20 protein-coding genes are annotated in these 22,885 nt (G+C 59.4%); 15 read left to right on the forward strand and 5 right to left on the reverse strand.

Annotated features, from left to right (window positions below):
- Positions 1 to 27 precede the first annotated feature (27 nt).
- The gene (locus tag JTP94_RS01675) at positions 28 to 918 is read right to left on the reverse strand and encodes a GntR family transcriptional regulator (RefSeq protein ID WP_204848823.1); all 891 of its coding nucleotides are present in this window, start codon (positions 916 to 918) and stop codon (positions 28 to 30) included.
- A gap of 313 nt (positions 919 to 1,231) precedes the next feature.
- On the opposite strand from JTP94_RS01675, the gene JTP94_RS01680 reads away from it, so the two are divergent.
- From JTP94_RS01680 to JTP94_RS01730, 11 genes are all read left to right on the forward strand, one after another.
- The gene (locus tag JTP94_RS01680) at positions 1,232 to 2,041 is read left to right on the forward strand and encodes an ABC transporter substrate-binding protein (RefSeq protein ID WP_204848824.1); all 810 of its coding nucleotides are present in this window, start codon (positions 1,232 to 1,234) and stop codon (positions 2,039 to 2,041) included.
- Positions 2,042 to 2,074: 33 nt separating this feature from the next.
- The gene (locus tag JTP94_RS01685) at positions 2,075 to 2,791 is read left to right on the forward strand and encodes an amino acid ABC transporter permease (RefSeq protein ID WP_204848825.1); all 717 of its coding nucleotides are present in this window, start codon (positions 2,075 to 2,077) and stop codon (positions 2,789 to 2,791) included.
- A gap of 11 nt (positions 2,792 to 2,802) precedes the next feature.
- Positions 2,803 to 3,552: an amino acid ABC transporter ATP-binding protein gene (locus JTP94_RS01690; protein WP_204848826.1), complete on the forward strand. Its 750-nt coding sequence runs from the start codon at positions 2,803 to 2,805 to the stop codon at positions 3,550 to 3,552.
- 15 nt (positions 3,553 to 3,567) lie between these two features.
- The gene (locus tag JTP94_RS01695) at positions 3,568 to 4,725 is read left to right on the forward strand and encodes a M20 family metallopeptidase (protein WP_204848827.1); all 1,158 of its coding nucleotides are present in this window, start codon (positions 3,568 to 3,570) and stop codon (positions 4,723 to 4,725) included.
- A gap of 51 nt (positions 4,726 to 4,776) precedes the next feature.
- Entirely contained in the window at positions 4,777 to 5,823 is a 1,047-nt protein-coding gene (locus JTP94_RS01700; RefSeq protein WP_246754612.1) for a mandelate racemase/muconate lactonizing enzyme family protein, read from the forward strand.
- Positions 5,823 to 6,989, forward strand: coding sequence for a M24 family metallopeptidase (locus JTP94_RS01705; protein WP_409456573.1), 1,167 nt, complete (start codon positions 5,823 to 5,825; stop codon positions 6,987 to 6,989). Before JTP94_RS01700 ends, JTP94_RS01705 begins: the two co-directional genes overlap by 1 nt.
- A gap of 21 nt (positions 6,990 to 7,010) precedes the next feature.
- Positions 7,011 to 8,237, forward strand: a complete 1,227-nt coding sequence (locus JTP94_RS01710) for a glutamine amidotransferase-related protein (RefSeq protein WP_204848830.1) — start codon at positions 7,011 to 7,013, stop codon at positions 8,235 to 8,237.
- Positions 8,238 to 8,277: 40 nt separating this feature from the next.
- Entirely contained in the window at positions 8,278 to 8,691 is a 414-nt protein-coding gene (locus JTP94_RS01715; protein ID WP_204848831.1) for a VOC family protein, read from the forward strand.
- A gap of 21 nt (positions 8,692 to 8,712) precedes the next feature.
- Positions 8,713 to 9,648: a glyoxylate/hydroxypyruvate reductase A gene (locus JTP94_RS01720; RefSeq protein ID WP_204848832.1), complete on the forward strand. Its 936-nt coding sequence runs from the start codon at positions 8,713 to 8,715 to the stop codon at positions 9,646 to 9,648.
- Positions 9,649 to 9,707: 59 nt separating this feature from the next.
- Positions 9,708 to 10,580, forward strand: a complete 873-nt coding sequence (locus tag JTP94_RS01725) for a D-amino-acid transaminase (RefSeq protein WP_204848833.1) — start codon at positions 9,708 to 9,710, stop codon at positions 10,578 to 10,580.
- A 145-nt stretch (positions 10,581 to 10,725) separates the two neighbouring features.
- Positions 10,726 to 11,814: a GSU2403 family nucleotidyltransferase fold protein gene (locus tag JTP94_RS01730; protein ID WP_204849021.1), complete on the forward strand. Its 1,089-nt coding sequence runs from the start codon at positions 10,726 to 10,728 to the stop codon at positions 11,812 to 11,814.
- A gap of 721 nt (positions 11,815 to 12,535) precedes the next feature.
- Here JTP94_RS01730 and JTP94_RS01735 read toward each other — a convergent pair.
- A complete protein-coding gene (locus tag JTP94_RS01735; RefSeq protein ID WP_080739486.1) occupies positions 12,536 to 12,682 on the reverse strand; it encodes a DUF1127 domain-containing protein in 147 nt (48 codons plus the stop codon).
- A gap of 489 nt (positions 12,683 to 13,171) precedes the next feature.
- Between JTP94_RS01735 and poxB the strand changes: the two genes are divergently transcribed.
- Positions 13,172 to 14,896, forward strand: coding sequence for a ubiquinone-dependent pyruvate dehydrogenase (gene poxB / locus JTP94_RS01740; protein WP_204848834.1), 1,725 nt, complete (start codon positions 13,172 to 13,174; stop codon positions 14,894 to 14,896).
- A 14-nt stretch (positions 14,897 to 14,910) separates the two neighbouring features.
- A complete protein-coding gene (locus JTP94_RS01745) occupies positions 14,911 to 15,435 on the forward strand; it encodes an FUSC family protein (RefSeq protein ID WP_312038131.1) in 525 nt (174 codons plus the stop codon).
- A 125-nt stretch (positions 15,436 to 15,560) separates the two neighbouring features.
- Here the strand turns inward: JTP94_RS01745 and manD are convergent, their stop codons facing one another.
- Positions 15,561 to 16,763, reverse strand: a complete 1,203-nt coding sequence (manD, locus tag JTP94_RS01750; protein ID WP_204848835.1) for a D-mannonate dehydratase ManD — start codon at positions 16,761 to 16,763, stop codon at positions 15,561 to 15,563.
- 29 nt (positions 16,764 to 16,792) lie between these two features.
- Entirely contained in the window at positions 16,793 to 18,100 is a 1,308-nt protein-coding gene (locus JTP94_RS01755; protein WP_204848836.1) for an MFS transporter, read from the reverse strand.
- Between the two features lie 136 nt (positions 18,101 to 18,236).
- Between JTP94_RS01755 and JTP94_RS01760 the strand changes: the two genes are divergently transcribed.
- Positions 18,237 to 19,013 carry a GntR family transcriptional regulator gene (locus JTP94_RS01760; RefSeq protein ID WP_281434773.1) on the forward strand — a complete coding sequence of 259 codons (777 nt, stop codon included), beginning with the start codon at positions 18,237 to 18,239 and terminating at the stop codon, positions 19,011 to 19,013.
- Between the two features lie 154 nt (positions 19,014 to 19,167).
- On the opposite strand, the gene JTP94_RS01765 is transcribed toward JTP94_RS01760, so the two are convergent.
- On the reverse strand, positions 19,168 to 19,602 hold the full coding sequence (locus tag JTP94_RS01765) for a lysozyme inhibitor LprI family protein (protein ID WP_246754613.1): 435 nt from the start codon (positions 19,600 to 19,602) through the stop codon (positions 19,168 to 19,170).
- A 677-nt stretch (positions 19,603 to 20,279) separates the two neighbouring features.
- Between JTP94_RS01765 and JTP94_RS01770 the strand changes: the two genes are divergently transcribed.
- Positions 20,280 to 22,847 carry an autotransporter outer membrane beta-barrel domain-containing protein gene (locus JTP94_RS01770; protein WP_204848839.1) on the forward strand — a complete coding sequence of 856 codons (2,568 nt, stop codon included), beginning with the start codon at positions 20,280 to 20,282 and terminating at the stop codon, positions 22,845 to 22,847.
- Positions 22,848 to 22,885 lie beyond the last annotated feature (38 nt).

Below are 22,885 nucleotides of genomic sequence, written 5' to 3' on the forward strand. Positions count from 1 at the left end.
AACGGGCCGCCGATCCGAATACCGTCATCACTCGCCATATTGCGGGGCAAACGACAGAGCAGCCTGGAGATGTTGCGTCATAAGCTGGGCCGCGCGCGCGCGCTGTCCCGATGCTATCGCATCCAGGATCGCAACATGTTCCCGGCACCAATCCTTCACTCGCCTGCGATTAGTGTAGCCCCCGAATTCCAGCAATCGCCGCAACCTGTTCTGCTGCTGGATAGATTGCAGGAAGAAGACGTTGCCGCTGAACTCGGCGATCATTTCATGGAACTGCGCGTCCGTATCGAACAACTGGCGGGGATTTACGGAGGTAATGTCGGGATGCGCCTCCAGATAGAGATGCTGAAGACGCGATCGTTCCAGGGCGGCAGCATCGTGGCGAAAGGTGCTGAGCAGCAGTCCGGCGGGCTCGATGGTCGCGCGGAAATCGTAGCTGTTGCGCAGGGCCACCTGGGTGTCGAGGGTGGGCAGGAAGGTCCAGCCCCTGCCGCTGTTTCGCGCCAGTAATCCGTCATTCACCAGATGGGTCAGGGTTCGCTGCAGGAGGATGCGGTCCACGTCGAAACGACGCGCGATTTCCGACTGCGTGAAGGTTTCCGGGAGCGCGCCGGAAAGGCGGTCCTCTACAATCCGCGAATAGAGATCCTGATCGGCTGTCGCCGGCACCTCCACCTCCACTCGCAGCAGTTCCTCCGGCAATACCTTCAAAAAAAATCCCTGGTTCCTGCGTGCCTCCACGATACCGCGCTCCGCGAGCAAAAGCAGCGCAGAACGAACCGGTGTCCTCGACACGCCGATCAGATCGCCAAGCTGCTGTTCACGCAGATGATGCCCCGGTTCGAACCGCGCATTGCGGGCGAGATCGAGAATCTGATTTGCAAGGCGATACCGACCCTGACGTGGAGCGCTGGCCATGAGGCTTTCCATTTTTGTACGAAACCATACAACTAGTACAACAAGAATACCGACATCGACAACATGAGGAATCCGCTTAAAGCCTGAAACTCACGACTTTCAAAGGGAAAGCAAGTGGTTATAGCCTCAGCGGCTGCGTAAATTTTCCGGCGTCTTATGGTGTTCGTTCAAAAAATCACCAATACGCATATTATTTATGCAATTTTGAGAGTGCCTATTTTTCGTCTTCCGCGCTTGACTCTTTTGATGGCAGCATTGTACCGTTGTATTCAATCAGAGCAATTATAGCTCGATCAAACAAGAGGGAACTGCCATGCTTCGATCTTTCATGACTGCATTCGCCCTGCCCCTGATCCTCGTGCATTCCGTCGTTGCGGCCGATCTTCCAAAGTCGGGTCTCGTCGAGAGTGGATCCGTCACCTATGGTGTCGCAGCGACATTCGCGCCATTTGAATTCCAGAAGGATGGGGTACTGTCCGGCTTCGATATCGACCTGATCGCAGCGCTGGCAGCGAAACTCAGCGCGAAGCCAGTACCGATGAACATGGAGTTCAAAGGGCTGATCCCGGCGCTTCTCTCCAGCCGGATCGATATCATCAACTCGGCCATGTACATCAATGACAAGCGCGCCGAGCAGGTCGATTTCATTCCCTATATGAAAATCGGCAATCAGGTGATCGTTCAGGCCGGCAATCCGGCCAAGATTACCGGCCGGGACGATACGCTTTGCGGCAAGACGATCGCCGTCACGCTTGGCGGCATTCAGGAAAACCAGGCGCGTGCCGATGATGCGCGTTGCAAGGCCAAGGGGCTTGCAGGCGTATCGGTCCTCACGCTGCCGACAGCACAGGATTCCGCGTTGTCGCTGCGGCAGGGCCGTGCAGATGTGGAGTATGATTCCACGCCGGGGGCGGTCGTGCTTCAGGCGGCGGTTCCAGGCGTCTACGAGGTCGTTGGTGGCGAGTTCGAGTCCGACACCAGCATCGGCATTGCCACCCGAAAGGGCGATGCCGCGCTTCAAGCCTCCATCAAGGCGGCGCTTGCCGAAATCGTTGCGGATGGCACTTACAAGAGCCTGATCGAGAAGTGGAAGCTGCCGGCCTCCGTCTCGATCTTCAACTGACATCCAGCCTGATACCGAAGAAAAGGAGCGGGCATGTCTCTCGAACTCGTTTTCGACTATCTGCTATCGCCCGCTTTTTTCCACGGCGCCGTGCTGACCCTGCTGATCACCGTGGTGTCGTTATTCTTCGGGATCATCGTGGGGCTCATCATTGCTCTTTTGCAAGAGACGGGTCTGCGCGCCGTCAAAGCGGCGACGCTGGTCTATCTCTGGCTGTTTCGCGGCACCCCCGTCCTGTTCCAAATCATCTTCATCTATAATGTCCTGCCAGGTTTCGGGATTCGTCTCTCGGCCATTCTCAGTGCGGTCGTCGCCCTGTCGCTGAATGAGGGTGCCTACATGGCGGAGATCCTGAGGTCCGGTCTGCATGCGGTGAAAAAGGGCCAAAGGACGGCCGGGCTTGCGCTTGGAATGACACGGACGAGCGTCATGCGTTTCGTCGTGATGCCGCAGGCTGCCCGCATTGTCCTGCCCGCCGTCGGCAATCAGATGATCGGAATGCTGAAGACCAGCGCGCTTGTTTCCGTCGTTGCCGTGGAGGAGTTGCTGCTCGTCGCCAACCAGACCGCCAGTGCGAATTTTCGCTATTTCGAGGCCTTGAGCGCCGCCGGCATCTACTATCTGGCGCTGACGACGATCTTCATGGTCTTTCAGTCGTTTCTCGAACGGTCGCTTGATCCGAAACGCGGGCGCCGGGGCAGCGTTCGCAAACCCTTGCGCCTCATCGCCCCGAAATCCGAGATCCAGTGAGGAAAGACGATATGGCCGCGCCGGATAACAAGCCGCTCCTGGAAATCATCGGCATCGATAAGAGTTTCGGACAGGCACGGATTCTGAAGACCTGCAGCTTGAACGTTTTTCGCAAGCAGACCGTGGTCGTCATCGGCCCGTCCGGATCGGGAAAGTCGACATTGCTGCGATGCGTCAACCTGCTCGAGCCGGCGGATGGCGGCAATATCTTCTTCGACGGCATCGATATTACCCATGACCTCCGCAATGCCTCCAGAATACGCCGTGATATCGGCATGGTCTTCCAGAACTTCGAGCTGTTCCAGCATCTCTCGGCCGCCGAAAACATCATGCTTGCGCCGATGAAGGTCTCGGGCGTCAGCAAGCTCGATGCGCACGACATCGCCATGCAATTGCTCGAAAAGGTCCGCATCCCGGAGAAGGCCGGTTTCTTTCCCGATGAATTGTCCGGAGGTCAGCAGCAGCGCGTCGCGATCGCTCGCGCGCTCGCCATGAAGCCCAAGCTGATGCTCTACGACGAGCCGACCTCGGCGCTCGATCCGGAAATGATACGCGAGGTTCTGGACGTGATGGCCGATCTCAGCGCCGACGGCATGACCAGTGTCGTCGTCACCCATGAGATGGGCTTTGCCAGGCGTGCCGCCGATCAGATCGTTTTCATGGAAAACGGCGAGGTGGTCGAAAACGCGCCGAGCGAAGAGTTCTTCAGCGGAGCGGTCAACGACCGTGCACGCCTCTTTCTAGGTCAGATATTGCACTAACTGCGGAAGGCAGACATGTCCCACACCCCCGATAGCGCGCGCATGAAGCGTGAACTCGCCGAGCTGATCGCCATCAAAACGGAAAATCCGCCCGGCCGGGAGGCTGATGCCGCGGTTTATGTCCGCGACCTGCTCCTGCCCGCAGGTTTTGCGGTCGATGTCACCGAGTACAAACCGGGACGCTTCAATATCGAGGCGCGGCTGGACAACGGGCCAGGCCCGGTCTTCGCCTTCAATACCCACATGGATACCGTGCCTGCTGGAGACGGATGGTCATCCGATCCATTCACGCTGCGTGAGGCCGACGGCAAGCTCTACGGTCGTGGCGCTTGCGACTGCAAGGGGCCGCTGATGGCGATGGTCGAAGCCATGCGCATGTTGGCATCCAACCGCAGCACATGGTCCGGTACATTGCTCGGCGTATTCGTCGGTGACGAGGAGATTGCCAGCGAAGGCGCCAAATTCTATGCGGCCGGCAAGCCGAAAATCGACTTTGCCGTGGTCGGCGAGCCGACATCGAATACGACCTTTGCGGCGCATAAGGGAAGTCTCCGGCCTGTTGTCCGTGTTCACGGGCAGGCAGCACACTCCGGAACACCGCATCTTGGCGAAAACGCCATCTATCGCGCCGGACAACTCCTTTCGCTCATCGAGGCCCATCACAACGAGGTGGTGCGCCGCCGGACGCATCCGCTGGTCGGTGAAGCCAGCCTGACGGTGACGCGTATCTCCGGCGGCCATGCGGACAATGTCGTGCCCTATGCCTGCGATCTGCTGCTGGACCGCAGGATGGTGCCCGGAGAGGACGAGGCGGTAGTGAAACAGGAGTTTGCCGATCTGCTGGCGCTTGCCCAGGCGCGTTTCGGCGTTCGCGCTGAAATCGTCGACTACAAGGCGACCACGGGCGGCGCGACGGAAACCGCGATCGACAGCGCGATCGTCCAGGCCAGCATGGCCGCCTGCCGGTCTTACGGTGTGGCAAACCCCGGTCCCTTCGGCTTTCAGGGCGGCTGCGACCTCGTGCATTTCCGCCAGATCGGCGCGCAAGGCACCGTGATCGGGCCGGGTGATTTGTCCGTGGCCCACAAGCCCGACGAATTCGTTCCTGCCGACGAGTTCGTGACAGCCAGCCTGATTTATCGGGATGTCGCTCAATCAATGCTGCGGGCCTGATCGATGCAAGCGTCCCTGCACCGCGCAATGCTGAGCTACGGGGGTGGCCTGATGCTGCATACGGCATCATCCGGTCCGATCACCGGCCTCGATGTACTTTATCTGCGCCTGCGCGAAGGCGATGTGGTGGCGACCGGCGAGGTCCGCATCAATATCGCCTATCTGAACGGCCTTCAGGCGGATGTGGTTCTGGCGGAGGCGCTATTTCTTTTCGACCGGATCGACTGGTCGCGGGATGCGGCCGATCTGCTTGGCGACGAAGCGATCTGGGCAGAGGCGAGCGCCCCAGTGCGGATGCTGCTGGACATAGCGCTTCACGATCTTCTGGCGCGGCGGCAGGACGTGCCTCTCGCGCAATGGCTCGGCGCGGCCACCGCGCTTCCCATTTCACATTCCACGAACCAGACACTGTTCATTTCCACGCCGGAGCAATTCCTCGCGCAGGCGGAAAATTACGCGAGGCGCGGTTTTTGCGACCTGAAGGTCCGGATCGGAGCCGGCGCTTTCGAGGATGATCTGTGGCGGCTTTCGCAGCTGCGCAGTCGTTTCGGTCAGACCGTCAAGCTCGCGGTCGATGCCAATGGCGCCTGGGGCCGCGATGATGCGGAAGCAAAGCTCGCGCAACTGGTACAATTCGATCTCGCTTATGTCGAGCAGCCCATTCCCGCTGGAAATTTCCAGCTTATGCTCGAACTCGCGCGGAAAAGCCCAGTGCCGCTGATGCTGGATGAAAGCGTCTCCAGTTTGAGAGATGTGGAGGCTATCGTCGAGGCCTCCGGTCGCTTATGGGCGCATCTCAAGCTGGTCAAGCTCGGCGGCATCGCTCCGACGCTGAAGGCAGCAGCGGCCCTCCGCAGAGGTAATATCCCCTTCATGCTCGGGCAGATGAATGAAGGGGCCGTGGCAACGGCCGCGGCCCTGCATCTGGCCTGCGCGACCGGCCCGACATTCGCCGAGTTATATGGCGCCGATGGACTGGCTGACGATCCGGCGTCCGGCCTGGTCTATGAGCAGGGCCGACTGACCGGCCCTCAGGCTCCCGGCCTCGGGCTGACAGTTGATCTATCGAAGACAAGTCTCTTGAAGGAGTTCGCTTGATGACGGCAAGCACTGTAGTACAGGGGCAGGAATCGGCCTTCCCGAAAGAGGAATACGAGATCCGGGTCGCGCGCGCGCGTCAAAACCTCGTCGAGGCGGGCATCGATGCGCTCGTGGTTACCGGTCCGGAAAACATCTTCTATCTGACTGGTCAGCAAACGCCGGGCTACTACACGTTCCAGGCGCTGCTTCTTCCGGCCGAAGGTGATCCGGTCTTCGTGATCCGGCAGCTCGAATATTTCAACTTCATCGCCAATACCTTCATCGCCGATGCCGAGGTCTATCAGGACGGCGACGAGCCCGTTTCCTTCCTGATGGCACTTATCGAGAAGCGCGGCCTTGCAGGAAAGCGCGTGGCGATCGACAAGAGAGGCTGGTTCCTGCCGATATTTGTCTACGAATCCCTTCTTGAGCGGTTGGGCGTCGTTCATGACGGTGCCGGCGTCATTGAGAAGTTGCGTGCCGTCAAATCTCCCCTGGAAATCGAGAAGCTCGAGCGCGCAGCTTCCTATGTCGATGCGGGCATGCGGGCCGGACTTGCGGCCGTCAAGGTCGGTGCCACCGATAACGACCTGGTCGCCGCGATGATGCAGGCGGCGATAGCAGCCGGATCGGAATATATGGGGATGGAGCCGCTTGTTTCCGTCGGCGCGCGCACGGGCGTGCCTCATGGAACCTGGCGGCGCGGCAGGATCGAGGATGGCGATCCGGCCTTTCTCGAAATGGCGGCCTGCCATGACCGCTATCATGCCGCCTTGATGCGATCAGCCTGGATCGGACGTGCTCCCCGGGAAGCAACTGACATGATGAAGGTTTGCCAGGAGGCGCTTCAGGTCTCTCTCGATACCATTCGTCCAGGCGTGCCGTGCGAGGTTCCGCATATGGCCTGCCAGCGGATCATCGACGCGGCCGGCTATACCGATAATTTCCGCAAGCGCCTCGGCTACAGTGTCGGGATTTCTTTCGCGCCGGATTGGGGCGAGGGAGCCATTCTCAGCCTGAATGCCGGGGTCAAGACGGAGCTGCGTCCGGGCATGACCTTCCATTTGCCGCCGGCACTGCGCATTTACGGCCGTTTCACCGTCGGCGTCAGCGAAACGATCGTCGTGACGGATACGGGATATCGCGCGCTTGGAACCGTCAAGCGCGATCTTCTCGAAGTTTGAAGTGATGAGAGGGAGCGCGCCATGGGGTTGATCCTCGTCTTTCATGATACGTCCCGCCCTGCTCTCTACGGCGCGGCTGCCGCCGCGATCACGGCCACGCGCCAATGCGCCTTCATGCACGTCGCTGCCCGCTTCGATACCAAGCTTCACGCCGATGCCGCGCAGCACGTGATCGCAAGTGGCGGGCTTGGCGCAAGTGGGCTCTGCTGGTTCGAACGACTGTCGGGGAAGCAGGCGCTGCCCGTCGCCACGCTTGAGACTGTTCTTGATGCCGCTCGGGTACAGGACGTCGTGGTGCCGATCCATCCGGCATTTCTGGTTGATCAAGACATGCCGACGGCACTCTCGTCTGCTGCGCTGGCCCTTGGAATAGAGATGAAAGCGATCACCATTCGCGAGGATTCCGATTGCTTTTTCGACGCGGTTACCCAGGAGGCCCTTGCCTGGCGGGATCGTTTCGGGCGTATCGGGTTGCATGCACCTCGCCCGTGCGGGGGCGACGGCCTGACGATCGGCCTTATCGGCGCGGAAAGCGATCATCGGAACGTCTATCCGGCAGCACTGGCAAGTCTCGCCGATGCGGCGGACAGCCTTTCCATTCCGATCAACATACGCTTCATCGATCCGGTAAACATCAATCGGATTGAAGATCCGGCCGTTTTCGAGGGCCTCTCGGGCATTCTGCTCCCCGGGGGCGCCGACATGAAGAATGTTGCCGGCCAGACCGCCGCTGCCGCGTTAAGTCTCGAAACCGGCCTGCCGACGGTTGGATTGTGCCTGGGCATGCAGACAATGGCGACGGCTGTGGCATGGCGTGCATTCGGTCGCGGCACGGCCAATCTGGCGGAGGCCGACCCGGATGCTAGGCTCAAGACCTTCGTGCCAATGGCCGGCGCCGGGGATCCAGATGGAATTCTGCTGCCGATCCATAGGACGGGCGACCAGGCGATCGATATCGTTTCCGGCACCCGGCTTTCGGGCATTATCGGCTCCGAGCGACAGATCCGCTGCAATCACCGCTTCCGCTTGAACCCTGCTCTGCTACCGGATCTTGAAGCGGCCGGGCTTCGGGTCGCCGCATCCAGCTCATCAGGTGCCGTTGTCGATGCCATCGAGGTACCGGCTCATTCCTTCTTCATCGGCATGCAAGGACATCCCGAATTGTCGTCGAGAGCCGACCTGCCCCATCCGTTGCTCTTGGCATTTCTGGAAATGGCCGCCAAATGGCGTCCATCACCGATGTCATAGCAATGAACACCACTCACACTTAAACAGGGAACCAGCCACCATGCGTTCACTTTTCCATCTCGCCTATCATGTAACCGATCTCGACGAAGCCCGTCGCTTCTATGGCGGCGTGCTCGGTTGCGAGGAGGGCCGCAGCACGGATACGTGGGTCGATTTCGATTTCTTCGGCCATCAGATTTCCCTCCATCTTGGCAAGCCGTTCGAAACGTCGCGTACCGGCAAAGTCGGCGATCACATGGTGATGATGCCCCATCTCGGGATCGTGCTTGCACTCGACGACTGGTTCACCCTTGCCAAGAGGTTGGAGGACGCCGGCACGGCATTCGACATTCCGCCCGTTGTGCGCTTCGAGGGGCTTCCTGGCGAGCAGCGCACAATGTTCTTTTTTGATCCGAGCGGAAACCCTATCGAAGTCAAGGGTTTCAAAGACTTCGAGAGCGTTTTTGCGCATTGAATGAGAAAAGGAACCAGTCGAATGATTGCGCTGGTAACGCGTATACCCGATGAGGCGGAGCAACTATGGCTCGAGGCCCTCTCGCTAAGGATGCCGGAGGAGAAGATCGTCTCGTTCCGGCACTTGGAAGAAGGCGGCCGGGCGGCGGTCGATATTGCCATCGTCGCCAACCCGGATCCGATGGACCTTGCCTGCTTGCCCGGCTTGAAGTGGATTCACAGCCTTTGGGCGGGCGTCGAACGTCTGGTCAGCGAAATTGGCAATGGCACATTGCCGGTCGTGCGTCTGGTCGACCCGCAATTGAGCCGCACCATGGCCGAAGCCGTTCTCGCCTGGACCTATTACCTGTTCCGCGACATGCCGGCCTACGCCCGCTTTCAGCGGGAACGCAGCTGGCAGCAATTGCCCTACCGACGTCCGGAACAGGTTACCGTCGGTCTGCTCGGATTGGGCGCGCTCGGTGAAGCGGCAGCGCATCGTCTGACCCATGCCGGTTTCAAGGTGATTGGATGGAGCCGCTCGGCAAAGAACATCGAAGGGATCGAAACCCATTCCGGCGACGATGGTCTAAACGCAGTCCTGCGCGGATCCGATATCCTCGTATGTCTTCTGCCGCTGACATCGGAAACGCGGGGGCTATTGAACGCAGACCGACTTACCCTCCTGCCCGCAAATGCCTCGCTGATCAATTTTGCCCGTGGCCCGATCGTGGTGAGCGAGGATCTGTTACAGGCGCTCGATGCCGGCCGCTTGAACCATGCGGTGCTGGATGTTTTCGATGTCGAGCCGCTGCCCGAGGATGCGCCCTTTTGGACCCATCCTCGGATTACCGTGCTGCCGCACATCTCAGCCCCGACGGACCGCGAGACGGCGGCGGCGATTGTGGCTGATAATATCCGAACCTTTCGTCGCACAGCCACGCTTCCATCCACTGTCGATTTCGCCCGCGGATATTGAAGGCAGCGTGTCTCCAACGCGCCTCTCTTCAATGCAAACAAACCTTTCTTGGGAATTGAATGAACATGACGTCACTTGAACGCACTGTCTATGTCAACGGCCACTACTGCCCGGAATCGCAAGCCAAAGTCTCGATTTTCGACCGCGGTTATCTTTTCGCGGATGCCATCTATGAAGTCACCTGCGTGCTCGGCGGCAAGCTCGTCGATTTCGACGGTCACATGGCGCGGCTGCAGCGCTCCTTGCACGAACTCGACATGGTAATGCCGATGTCCATCGACGAGCTCCGGGCCATCCATCGCAGATTGGTGGCAGCCAATCATGTCGATGAAGGTCTGATCTACATGCAGATTTCCCGAGGCTCGGCCGATCGGGACTTCAATTTTCCGCCCAAGGACACGCCACCGGTGGTCGTCATGTTCACCCAATCTCGGCCGGTTATCGAGAGCCCTCTCGCCAAACGCGGTCTCAAGATCATATCGCTGCCGGACATTCGCTGGGGCCGCCGCGACATCAAGACCGTCCAGCTTCTCTACCCGTCGATGGCGAAGAACGCCGCCTACCAGGCCGGCGCCGACGATGCCTGGCTCGTGCAGGATGGTTACGTCACCGAAGCATCTTCCGCCAATGCCTATATCGTCACGTCGGACGGCAAGATCGTCACGCGCAAGCTTTCATTCGATATCCTGCATGGCATTACCCGAGCCTCCGTTCTCCGACTTGCCGCGGAATCCGGATACACGTTGGAGGAAAGATCCTTCACCATCCAGGAAGCATTGAACGCAAAGGAGGCCTTCATCACCTCTGCCACATCTTTCGTTACCGCTGTCCTCGAGATCGACGGAACCACCATCGGCGAAGGCACTATCGGCCCCGTCAGCAAACGGCTGCGAGAAATCTATATCGAAAGAGCAATAGCGGCGGCGAATTGATGTGATCGGGATGGTGGATCGAGCCAGGAGCATTCGCAAACTGGCACCGCCGGAATTTGCAACAGAACTCCTTGGGGTTGTCCTTAAAGCTCGACTGTTATACCCTTTTGGAGAAAAGGTATAACAGTCGAGCGTCGCCATGCAAGTGAAGAAGATAGACCTGATGTACCAGACGATGCTTGCCGAGCTGGGGCAGCGTTCGCTCGATGCGGCATGGTCCATGGACTTCCCCCCCCACGGCCGCTTCACCCCTGTTACGGTAAAGCAGAGACGATATTGGTATTTCGACATTCCAGACGGCAGCGGAGGTAGGACACGTCGCTATGTAGGGTCAGCAGACGATCCAGAGATCGCGGCTCGCGTCGAGGCCTTCAAAGCTGAGAAGGATGATTTCCGCGCCAGGCGTCGGATGGTCTCCACCCTCACCCGCGAAGGAGGAATGGTTGCGCCTGATCGGATGTCTGGCGATATCATCGAGGCTCTGGCGGCAGGAGGTCTGTTCCGATTGCGTGCAGTCTTGATAGGGACCGTCGCATACCAGACCTACGCCGGGATCCTCGCCGTTCGCCTCCCCGGCTCCACTCTCATGACTGGCGACACCGATGTGGCACAGGATCACGCTATCAGCCACGAAGTCGAAGATTCTCTGCCCCCTATTCTGGACCTGCTCCATCAGGTCGATCAATCCTTCCGACCGATCCCGCATCGATCGGGAGCCGCAGCTTCCTCGAGCTTCGCGAACAGGCAAGGATATAAGATCGAGTTCCTGACCTCGAACCGAGGACCGGATGAATACCTGGATCATCCGACCAAGATGCCGGCACTCGGTGGGGCGAGCGCGGATCCGCTGCGATTCCTCGACTTCCTCATTCGTGATCCGGTCAGGACTGTGATGCTGCACAAGAGCGGCATCCCCGTGACTGTCCCTGATCCGTCGCGATACGCGGTTCACAAGCTGATCGTGGCCTCACGCCGTTACACCGACGGCATCAACGCTTTGAAGAGGGACAAGGACATCAGGCAAGCCGGGACACTATTTGCAGCCCTCGCCGAAACCAGACGTTCCTCGGAACTCGCTCTCGCTTATATCGAAGCATGGGAGCGGGGACCTGGATGGCAGCAGGCGATCAAGGCAGGAGCGGCAATGCTGGACGCGCTGGGCAAGCGCTCGCTAATCGAAGCGCTCTCGACGGGGTTCCGGGAAGTAGGGGAAGAGAAGCCCCTTCCGGTCTGAAATCGATCGAGACAATCATGGGAGGCAAGCCCATCAGAAAGCCCCTCCCGGCCCTGTTGCAAAGAACGAGAGCGGGTGCGGTTAAGTGTACCTGCGCTGCCGCTTTCGCATCTTCTGAACCATCTCCGTCCCGCAGGCGGGCATCGTAAAATTAGCGCGCTGAAGGCAATCTCGACGGATGTGACTTTGCCCCAGGCGGCTTGAAGGGGCTCGAACTGCCGACCCATTTGCAGAAAGTTCCATGCTTGCAAAGGATTGGAACTACAGACGGCAAATTGGCTTGGAACGTTTGCCCGGCATATCCGATCTATTCCAGTCGTTAGGTGCCTTCCCAGCGGGGCTAACCTTGAATGCTTTCTGACAAGGAAACATAGCCCAAAACGAAAAAGCCTGCCGCGGGAGGAGGTGCGGCAGGCTTTTCGAAAAGAACCGAACAGCGACTGGGAGGAGGAGTGCCGCTGTTCCTACAGACGTCCCTGGGAGGAGGAGTGGGCCGTCTGAAACTCGAAGCTCTGCGGGAGGAGGTGCATCACTTCGATAGAGCCAACCATACCCCAGTCATCGAGATTTCATATAGCTTATGCTGCACTGCAGCTATGCAAAAAACACAAGTCGGAAAACTCAGGGCAGAAGGAGGAGAAAACCGATCTCCAACAGGAGCGACTGACGCAAAAACGCCCGCGTCATCAGCGGGCGTCGAGCAGTCGTAAAGACTATACAGTTAGCGCGCGATCGATGCGCGAGCAACGCTGCGGATATCGGCACGATCGATGCCGAGGTCCTGCAGTTCGCGGCTGGACATGCGACCGAGTTCGTTAACAGTCTGACGGAACTTGCGCCAGTTGTTGAAAGAGCGTGCTACGTTCATGATAATCCCCTTTCCTGAGGCTTTCTGACGTCAGCAACCTTGTTTGGCCCCGGCGTCGTTTCGATGATTGGAATATAGGCGTTTCAATCGGTTTAAAACAGAGATAATCCCGCACTGCACCTATGCATTCAACGCATTGGTTCCGCGTATTCGATAAGGGATGATCGTTTTTTAGGCCAAAGTCTGTTCGATGCCGACCGCCAGGCCAGGATCGTGGCAGCGACGGATCACTGTCTGTGAAGTGGCATCGCTCCAAACACTGCTTAGCCGCAGCAGGCGATTATCTCACATCTACCTCCTCGATGAGGACAAGCTTCTTGGGCGGCTGCGCCATCATGACCAACTCGGGCGCTGAAGCCCCGAAGAAAAATGCCGCCTCGCCCCGTTTCTCCAACGCGGATCCGCGCTATTCTCAAATGGAGATCCACCCGGCGAGATAGCGCGCACAAAGCCATCTGCGCCCCGCCTCACGACCGAAGGAGCAACTCCATGACGCAGACCCTTGCCGATCTGTTGGCTGAAACCTTGGCGGAAGCCGGCGTCGAGCGCATATGGGGAGTGACGGGCGACAGCCTGAACGGCCTCAATGACAGCCTGCGGCGTCTCGGCCGGATCGATTGGATGCATGTGCGCCATGAGGAGACCGCCGCTTTCGCGGCCGGCGCGGAAGCTGCCATTACCGGCAAGCTTGCTGTCTGCGCTGGGAGTTGCGGACCGGGGAACCTGCATCTGATCAATGGGCTCTACGACTGCCAGCGCAACCATGTGCCCGTCCTGGCGATCGCCGCGCATATCCCGTCCTCCGAAATCGGTCTGGGCTATTTCCAGGAAACCCATCCGCAGGAGCTGTTCCGCGAATGCAGCGATTTCTGCGAGCTGGTATCCAATCCCGCCCAGATGCCGGAGATCCTGCACAGGGCGCTCAACACGGCCATCGGTCGCAATGGCGTGGCCGTGCTCGTCATTCCCGGTGACGTGGCGCTCGCCGATGCACCCGCGGGCGCGAAAACAGGCTGGGCGCAACTGGAGCCGCCACGCATTCTCCCTTCGGACGCAGAGATCAGTCGGCTCTCGGCGCTGCTCAACGGGTCAGACGCCATCACGATCCTGGCTGGCAGCGGCTGCGCCGGTGCCCATGACGCGGTGGTGGCGCTGGCCGAAAAGCTCGGCGCGCCGGTCGTTCATGCCCTGCGCGGCAAGGAACATGTCGAATGGGACAATCCCTATGACGTCGGCATGACCGGACTGATCGGCTTTTCGTCGGGCTATCATGCCATGTTGAACTGCGACACGCTCTTGATGCTGGGAACTGATTTCCCCTATCGTCCCTTCTATCCCAAGGATGCCAGGATCGTTCAGATCGACCGTAACCCAGGCGCACTTGGCAAACGGGCTCAACTAACCCAAGGCATTGTCGGCGACGTGTCCGAGACAATCGCAGCACTGCTGCCGCACCTTAAGGATCGACCGAACCATGCCTTCCTCGATGCCGCCCGCAAGCATTATGCCGAGGCGCGAAAGGGACTCGACGATCTGGCCGTCCCGTCGGCGAAGGGCAATCCCATTCACCCTCAGTATCTGGCGCGGCTGATAAGCAAAATCGCGTCGGAGGACGCGATCTTCACCGCCGATGTCGGCACACCGACCGTATGGGCGGCCCGCTATCTGAAGATGAACGGCAAGCGCCGCCTGCTCGGCTCGTTCAACCACGGCTCGATGGCCAATGCCATGCTGCAGGCCATCGGTGCTCAGGCAGCTGCGCCCGACCGGCAGGTCGTGTCGCTCTCCGGCGATGGCGGCTTCACGATGATGATGGGCGACTTCATCACCCTTTCCCAGCTCGAGCTGCCGGTGAAGATAGTCGTCTTCAACAACGGCTCGCTGGGCTTCGTCGCCATGGAAATGAAGGCCGGCGGCTTCCTCGATACCGGGACAGACCTGAAGAACCCGAACTTTGCCGCCATGGCCGAGGCGATGGGCGTCAAGGCGTACCGGGTTGAGGACTCCAGCAATCTCGAGGGCGCGCTGCGCGAGGCGTTGGCGCATCGCGGCCCGGTGCTCGTGGATGTCGTCACGGCAAAGCAGGAACTGGTCATGCCGCCGAAGATCAAGCTCGAACAGGCTAAGGGCTTCAGCCTTTACATGCTGAAAGCGATCATCAACGGTCGGGGCGACGAGGTCGTGGAACTCGCCAAAACCAATCTCAGGCTCTGACAGGAGAGCGGCGCGTGACCGGACTGGAACTCGCCAGGCATATAGCCTTCGTACTGCGCTGCTCCGCTGCAGCGACATTCTCCTACATGCTGGCGTCCGTTATCGGCCTGCCGCATCCGGTATGGGCGGCGATGTCGGGGATCATCGTCTCGCAGGAGAAGCTAACCGAAACGCGCAGCGCCATGGCCTGGCGGCTGATCGGCACGGTGATTGGCATCGTCGTCGCCGTGGCCGTTGGCAGCCTCACCGCTCCGCTCGGCGCCGATGTGGCAGTACAGATCGCCCTTGCCGTCGGGCTCTGCGCCATCGTCGCCCGCCGCTATCCCGCGGTTAGGGTCTGCATGTGGACAGGGCCAATCGTGTTCCTGACGGCAGATCCGGGTATGCCTCTCTTCATGGTCGGCCTTTATCGCGGCACCGAGGTCTTTCTCGGCGGCTTGGTCGGTGCAGCGTTGCATGCCGTCTCGGAAGCGGTGATTAGGGGCATGTTTGGCAGAGCTGGGCCTGATCCTGCCGATCTGGCGGAAAAACAGCCATGACGCTCTCCCGTGCATGGCGAGCGAAACAACTGAAATCAAGCTCGATGACCCCTTGGAAAGATTTTAGCTATTCAGTCTGGATGAGGCAGACCGGCGGGGCACCGCCCCGTCGGTCTGCAATCATCCTACCAGCTCCACATCGTGCCGTCGGATAGACGGGCAACATCCAGATAGGCACGGCGGTAAGGATATTTCTCAGCCGCCTTCTCATCGATATCCACGCCGTGACCAGGCTTTTCGCCGCTATAGAGATAGCCATCCTTCAGATGCCACTCGTGCGGAAAAACATCCTTCGCCTCGGCAGGATGCAAGGCATATTCTTGGATCCCGAAGTTGGGTACCCAGCGGTCGAAATGAAGAGCCGCACCCATGGTGATCGGCGACATGTCGGCCGCGCCATGGCAGGCGGTGCGGATATGGTAAAGGCCGGCGAGATCGGCGATGCGCCGTACGTGGGTGATCCCGCCGGCATGCAGCGGCGTCGTGCGGATGTAGTCGATCAGCTGTTCCTGGATCAGTTGCCGGCAGTCGTGAATGGAGTTGAACACCTCGCCAAGCGCCAGCGGCGTCGTCGAATGATGCCGGATCAGCCGGTAGGATTCCTGGTTTTCGGCGGGAACGGCATCCTCCAGCCAGAACAGCTTGTGGCGCTCCACTTCCTTGGCGAGTGCCGCTGCCTCCTGCGGCGTCAGCCTGTGATGGACATCGTGAAGCAGGTGCAGTTCATAGCCGAAGCGATCACGCAGATGATCGAGAAGTTTCGGCAGGAAGCGGAGATAGGTCGGCGTATCCCAAAGCGTCTCGCGCGGCCTGTCCTCGGCCTGGGCAAGCGAGCCGACCTTTTCGACGCCATAGGTGACGGGGAGGCCCGGAACGGCGGCCTGCACGCGGATCGCTTTCCAACCTTGCGCCTGGAACTCCGCTACCTTGTCGGCGGTTTCCTCGATCGTCTCGCCATTGGCATGAGTGTAGGTCAACATATGCGTCCGGCTGGCGCCGCCGAGCAGCTGATAGAGCGGCATATTTGCCGCCTTTGCCTTGATGTCCCACAGGGCCACGTCGACGGCAGCGATCGCCGCCATCGTGATCGGGCCGCGGCGCCAGTAGGCGCCTTTATAGAAATACTGCCAGATATCCTCGATCTGCGACGCATCCCGGCCAATCAGGCAGGGTACGAGGTGATCCTGCAGATAGGAGGCAACGGAAAGCTCGCGGCCGTTCACCGTCGCATCCCCGATGCCATAGATACCCTCGTCGGTCTCGATCTTGAGGGTGACGAAATTGCGTCCGGGCGAGCAGACGATCACCTTCGCATTGGTGATTTTCATGGAATGTCCTTTCGTGTCTTGGAAATGGCTCAAGCCGTCGGTTCCGGGATCGGCTCGATACGGCCGAGGATGAAGACGTAAGAGAGGATGCCGATTGCCAGCATCACGCCAGCCAGGATGAAGGCGCGGCTGAAGGATTGCGTGGCGCCGACAATGAAGCCGGTGATGATCGGCGCGGCGATGCCGGTCACGCTGTTCAAGAAGTTCATGATGCCGCCGATCGTCGCCGCACCACCCTTCGGCGCAATCAGCGACGGGATGGACCAGCCGGCCGGCGCAGCAGCGGCGAGCCCGCTCAACGAGACCGTAATCCAGAAGATCGCCCAATAGGGATGCGATGTCAGGCCCGCACCGACGACTGCAAGACCCATCAACATGCCAAGCACGATGATCGTCTTGCGCACCTTGGACTCGTCATGCCCCTTGCGGATCAGATGGTCGATCAGCCAACCGCCGATCAGAAGATCGGAGATGGTGGCGAATATCCACGGAATAGTCGTGAAGGTTGCGGACTTCAGGATGTCCATATGCATCTCCTTCACCAGATAGTCCGGCAGCCAGAAGATGAAGAGCGCGAAGGCATAGCCATAGGCGGCGAATCCGATGGACAGGCCCCAGACCTTGCGGTTGCGCAGGAGGTAGCCGAGAAGCCCGACCGCGTTTGCCGAAGCTTCGCCTTCCTGGGACGCACCGCCGCCCTTGATATAGCTGCGCTCCTCGTCCGACAGATGCCGGTCGGCACTCGGATCCCGGTAGAACATCCAGAACAGGCCGAAGAAGACGAAGCTGATGATCGCCGTGGCGACGAAGCCGCCGCGCCAGCCGAAATGGAGCATCAGAAAAGCGACCAGCGGGATAGCGATCACGTTGGAGAATTTCGCGGCCGCGTCGAACAACGCAGTCGCAAGCCCGCGCTCGTGCCTCGGGAACCAGTAACCGGTCGCCTTCGAATTTGCCGGGAAGCCGGGAGTTTCGGCAACGCCGAGCAACATGCGCGAGAGAAAAAGCGTGGACATGCCCGTGGAAAAGGCCGTGATAACCGAGGCGATACCCCAGGAGAACGTGCTCCAGCGCATGACCTTCGTCACGCCGAAACGGTCAAGCAGCACACCGACAGGGATTTGCAGGAAGCCGTAGGTCCACCCGAAGGCACTGAACAGAATCCCCATCTCGGCCGGGCCGATTTTGAATTCGTCCTGGATAAGCGGGGACGCGACCGTGAGGTTTACGCGGTCGAAGTAGTTGACCAGAACGCCGAGCGCCAGAAGTCCGCCGATCCACCAGCGGCGATTTGTGGATGGCCGCCGCATCGCGTGAGCGACCGTCAAGTGACTCATATTCATGTTCTCCTCCCATAAAATATCAACACTATAATCTGAAATTTCACATTGCTGAATAATCCTGTTATATCGTGCGAGTCAATATCAGTCGTGCAACGACGAAGCGCGACCAGCACTATGAGGACGGCACAGGATGGTGCGAAAAATCTCGGAGAGGCCGTCTCGCAGCCTGTCGGATGAAGCTTACGATCGGCTCGAAAGCATGCTGATATCCTCCGAACTCGCGCCCGGAGCACGCTATACGATCCAGCAGCTACAGGAGAAGTCAGGGCTTGGCAGAACGCCGGTACATGACGCGGTCAAACGCCTTGCAAGCAATCAACTGGTCCATGTCAGTCCTCGTTCAGGCCTATTGATTGCCCCGGTCAATCTTGCGCAGGAGAGAACGCTGCTTCCGCTGCGGACGGAGATCGAAAGCCTCGCCTGTGGGCTGGCCAGTGAGCGCGCCACACCGCACGACCAGATGGTATTGCGGCGCTTCATCACTGATCTTGAAGCATCGGAGAGTGAGCTCAATCTCGCCCGGTTCAACGAAACGGACCGCTTGCTGAACGGCGCCATTCTGAAAGCATCCGGCGAGCCTCTGCTCGCCAACACACTTATTCCGCTGCAGACGCTCTACCGCCGTACAGGGTGGATATTCCACGTCCATGTCGCGCAGTCGTCGTCCATGCATTCGATGATCGCCGACCACGTTTCTCTTCTTAAGCTGATCCTGTCAGGCAACCGCGAACAAACCCAATCCTTCGTACGAAAGATGATGCTGTCGCTGTCCGAGGTCTTGCAGCACGTGCGCGAGCACGTTGATCCCTCTATCCTGGACGTGCGCCTGGCGCGGCTCGATGTCCGCACGGGCATGTCGAGCACGCCTTCCAAATCGAGCGACGCCCCGCAGCCCATTGCAAAGTGATCTCGAGCTGGCTCAGTTCTTGGTGGTCCGTCAGTCAGTTCCTGCGCGGACAGATTTGTGTCTGCCTTAAATTGCGGCCGTTTATCAATGCAACCCATTGCAAGGGGCATTGGTGCAGGGATGAAAATTCAATGGTTTGGCTTGGGGTGCCTCATCAGCGTCCATCAATATCCAAGACGCGAAGATAACTCTCGAGGAGCAACGCCCTGTCCCGGGTCAGATCAGTTTCGGCATCAGCCTGCATAGGGGCGTACATACTCCCTTGCGTGGTGGCAAACAGACTTCCACGAGCCCGCGCCTCCATATCCCGATAGGCTATCCAACTGCGCTGAGCGGCTCTCAGGTCTTGCCCGGCCTGCGTTGGAAGTTCGTTCAGGAGCTTCGAATAGGCCACGTTCATCCGTTTATCGTACGATGCAAGCGCTTTCGTTTCACACGCAGTCTGGTCACCGGTCGAATCATTTTTCGGATCCTGCAGGCAAGAATCAAGGCTTTGCCGGGTCGGATCCTTCAATGGTCCAGCACCTGCCGGCGGAAAGATGAATTGAGCGGACAAAAGGATGACAACGTATTTGAGCGTACAATTCATGATCATACAACCGTGTTGATCGCGGCAGGGCGGTCCTTGAATGCCATTTTAAATCTCGAAATGAAATCACTTTCGGACAGCTTAAGCCCCTCGATGATTGAGCGGGTGCGACACCGGCCAATGGTATCTGTTGCGGGGAGATGCTCGAGAATCGCGCCAAAGATTTGGGACTGCTCACAACGCTACGCTGAGGTTCAATACCCACCTGCCACCTGATTGAAGCGGATCGTCACAGCCCCGCATTGCATAAAAGGACGTAGCCGAGCAGGTCCGATAGCACGGGCCGGTTGCCGATCCCGATCCACTCACATCCCAAAGAAGTGCATTTTACTCATAAAATTAGACGTGGCTTTTTTAGTTGCCACGAATCTTCGGCCATGCTTTTAGTTCGATGGGGGAGGCCAAAACGTCGGCCGAAAGTGCATTTGAGTATGGGGGGCGTGCACCGTATGACCAATTCAGTTCCGAGATTTGCCTACACTTGTCTCAAGGCTACACTCCTATTGGGAGCGAGTATTATTTCGCCAGAAATGGCATGGGCGGCGTGCAGCAGCTTCGCCCCGACGAGTGGCCAAACGGCTACCTGCGACACGACCTCGCCCAATCCGGTCACTACGGGGGTCTATGGCGCCGCTGGAAGCTCCAATGTTACGATCGACATTCTGGGCGGAGCGATCGTGACTATCGTTCGCACGCCGACCGCCAATGCCGGCGCTCGTGTGGTCGATTCCAGCACCATCGTCAATAGCGGCAACATTTCCCTCACCGGGTCCGGCAGCAGCGGTCTCAATCGCGGCGCGGCTATGGTAGGCACCGGCAGCAACAACGCGATCACCAACAATGGCTCGATCAGCAACACCGGCCAATTCAATGACGGCATGGCTGCGGACGGCAGCGGCAACACGCTCGTCAACAACGGTTCGATCACGACGACAGGACCTTCTGCCTATGGCATGACGGCGAGCTGGGGCCAAAGTGGCGGCGGCTCCCCGAACAACACCATCATCAACAACGGTTCGGTCGCAACCAGCGGCAGCAATGCGCGTGCGGTGTCGATTCTCGGCGCAAACGGCACGGTCACCAACACGGGTACTCTGACCACGACGGGAAACAGCGCGCCGACGGTCTATATTCAGGGCGGCAACGGTCGTCTGGTGAACAGCGGCACGATCCATGCGAGCGGCGGTGCAGCCTCAGGCGGGCTCCCGTCGGACGGCGTATTCTCCAACACGCTCGGCTCGACGTTCACAGCGACGATCATCAATCTTGCCGGTGGCCAGATCATCAGCGACCAGGGTCCCGCCATTCGCACGCTCAACGGACAGACCGCCATCACCAATGCGGGTCTGCTGAGTGGCGGCAACGGCTTTGCCATCAGTGGCGGCAACGGCAATATTGCCCTGACCCTTCAAACCGGCTCCAGGATGATTGGAACCGCCAATGGCGGCGGCGGCAGCAACACGGTCACGCTTCAAGGACAGGGCGTGATCGACAACGCATTCACCAATTTCCAGACGCTTTATATGACCGGCACCGATTGGACTTGGGCCGGAACCGGGGACTTCCACGATAGCTTCATCCAGAACGGCACGTTTCAGCTGCAGCGTAACCTGACAGGAAATGTGACGGTCTCGTCCGGTGCCAGCCTGCTTGCCGGTGGCGGCTACAACCCCTCGATCACTCCCTATCCGGGCGGTCCTGCCGTGACGGTCACCAACTCGGGCGTGATCGACCTGACCAATGGCGGCTCTCAGGCAACGAACAGCCTTACCGTCGTCGGAAACTATGTCGGCTCCGGCGGCACGCTCCTCCTCAATACCGTGCTGGGCGACGATGCGTCAGCTTCCGATAAACTGGTGATCAATGGCGGAGCGGCATCGGGTACTACGGCGATTACGGTCAATAATTTTGGCGGCGGTGGCGGGGCAACGATGCTCGACGGCATCAATGTCGTCCAGGCAACAAACGGCGCAACAGCCAGCAGCAGCGCCTTCTATCTAAACGGGCGAGTCGCTGCCGGCGCCTACGACTATTACCTCTTCAAGGGAGGCATCAGTGCCGGCACAAGCGACAGCTGGTATCTGCGCTCTGCCTATGTTGCCCCAGTCCCGACAGCAGCCAACCCCGATCCGGAGGTGCCCATTCTGGTCACACCCCCTGGAGGGGGAACATCGGTTATCCAGCCGCCGCTGGCGACGCCCGATGATCCGACGCCAACGCCGCCAAATCCGGGCGCGACGCCGATCTCCCCCGAGATCGTCAACATCGGCGGCATCGAGGTTGCGGTCATCCCGCTCATCCGGCCGGAGGTGGCAACCTACACGGCCGTTCCGCCGGCGGCACAGGTCGCAACACTGACCACATTGGGAACGTTTCACGAGCGCCGCGGCGACCAGAGCGTGCTGACGCCGAGCGACAATGTCTCGACGGCCTGGGGGCGTGCTTTTGGCGAACATGTCGATCAGGGCTGGGCAGGTTCCGTATCACCGTCGATCGACGGATCGCTCTGGGGCCTGCAAACCGGCCTGGATATCCTCAGCCATGAGAGCGACAATGGCAACCGTGACATCGCCGGCTTGTTCTACGGCTACGCCAATCTCAGGGCCGATGTCACCGGTCAGGCGGTTGGTTGGAACAATGTAAAGACCGGCAAATTCAACCTCGATGCAAACAGCTTTGGCGCCTATTGGACGCATATCGGCCCCTCCGGCTGGTATCTCGATGGTGTGTTGATGGGCACCTGGTTCGACGGCGACGCTAATTCGATCGGCGGCACCGGAATCGACATTGGAGGAAGCGGCGTCACCGCTTCCTTGGAAGGTGGTTATCCGATTGCACTCGCCAGCGACTGGTCTCTCGAGCCACAGGCGCAGCTGATCTGGCAGGACATCTCGCTCGACGACAAGCATGACGCTTATTCAACCGTTTCGTTCGGCACGGATACAAGCTGGACCGGGCGGATAGGCGCACGCCTGCAGGGCAGCTTTCAAACCTCCAGCGGTCTGCTTCAACCCTATCTGAAGACCAATATCTGGCACAACTTCGACACGACGGACACCGTGCGCTTCGGCGCGGATCCGATGAATACCACCATCAAAGGAACATCTGTGGAGCTTGGGGGTGGCGTGGTCTATGCCTTCAACACATCGTGGAGCGCCTTCGCGACGGCCGATTACAAGTTCGACGTCAGCGGCGAGCATCAACGTGTGTTCGAAGGCAATGTCGGCTTGCGTTTGAAGTGGTAGATCGGGCAGCAGTCTCGACGGCTGCCGAGATTCCGGCT

Origin of the sequence: Martinezella lusitana (assembly GCF_016901135.1) — a bacterium.
GTDB lineage: Bacteria > Pseudomonadota > Alphaproteobacteria > Rhizobiales > Rhizobiaceae > Rhizobium > Rhizobium lusitanum_D.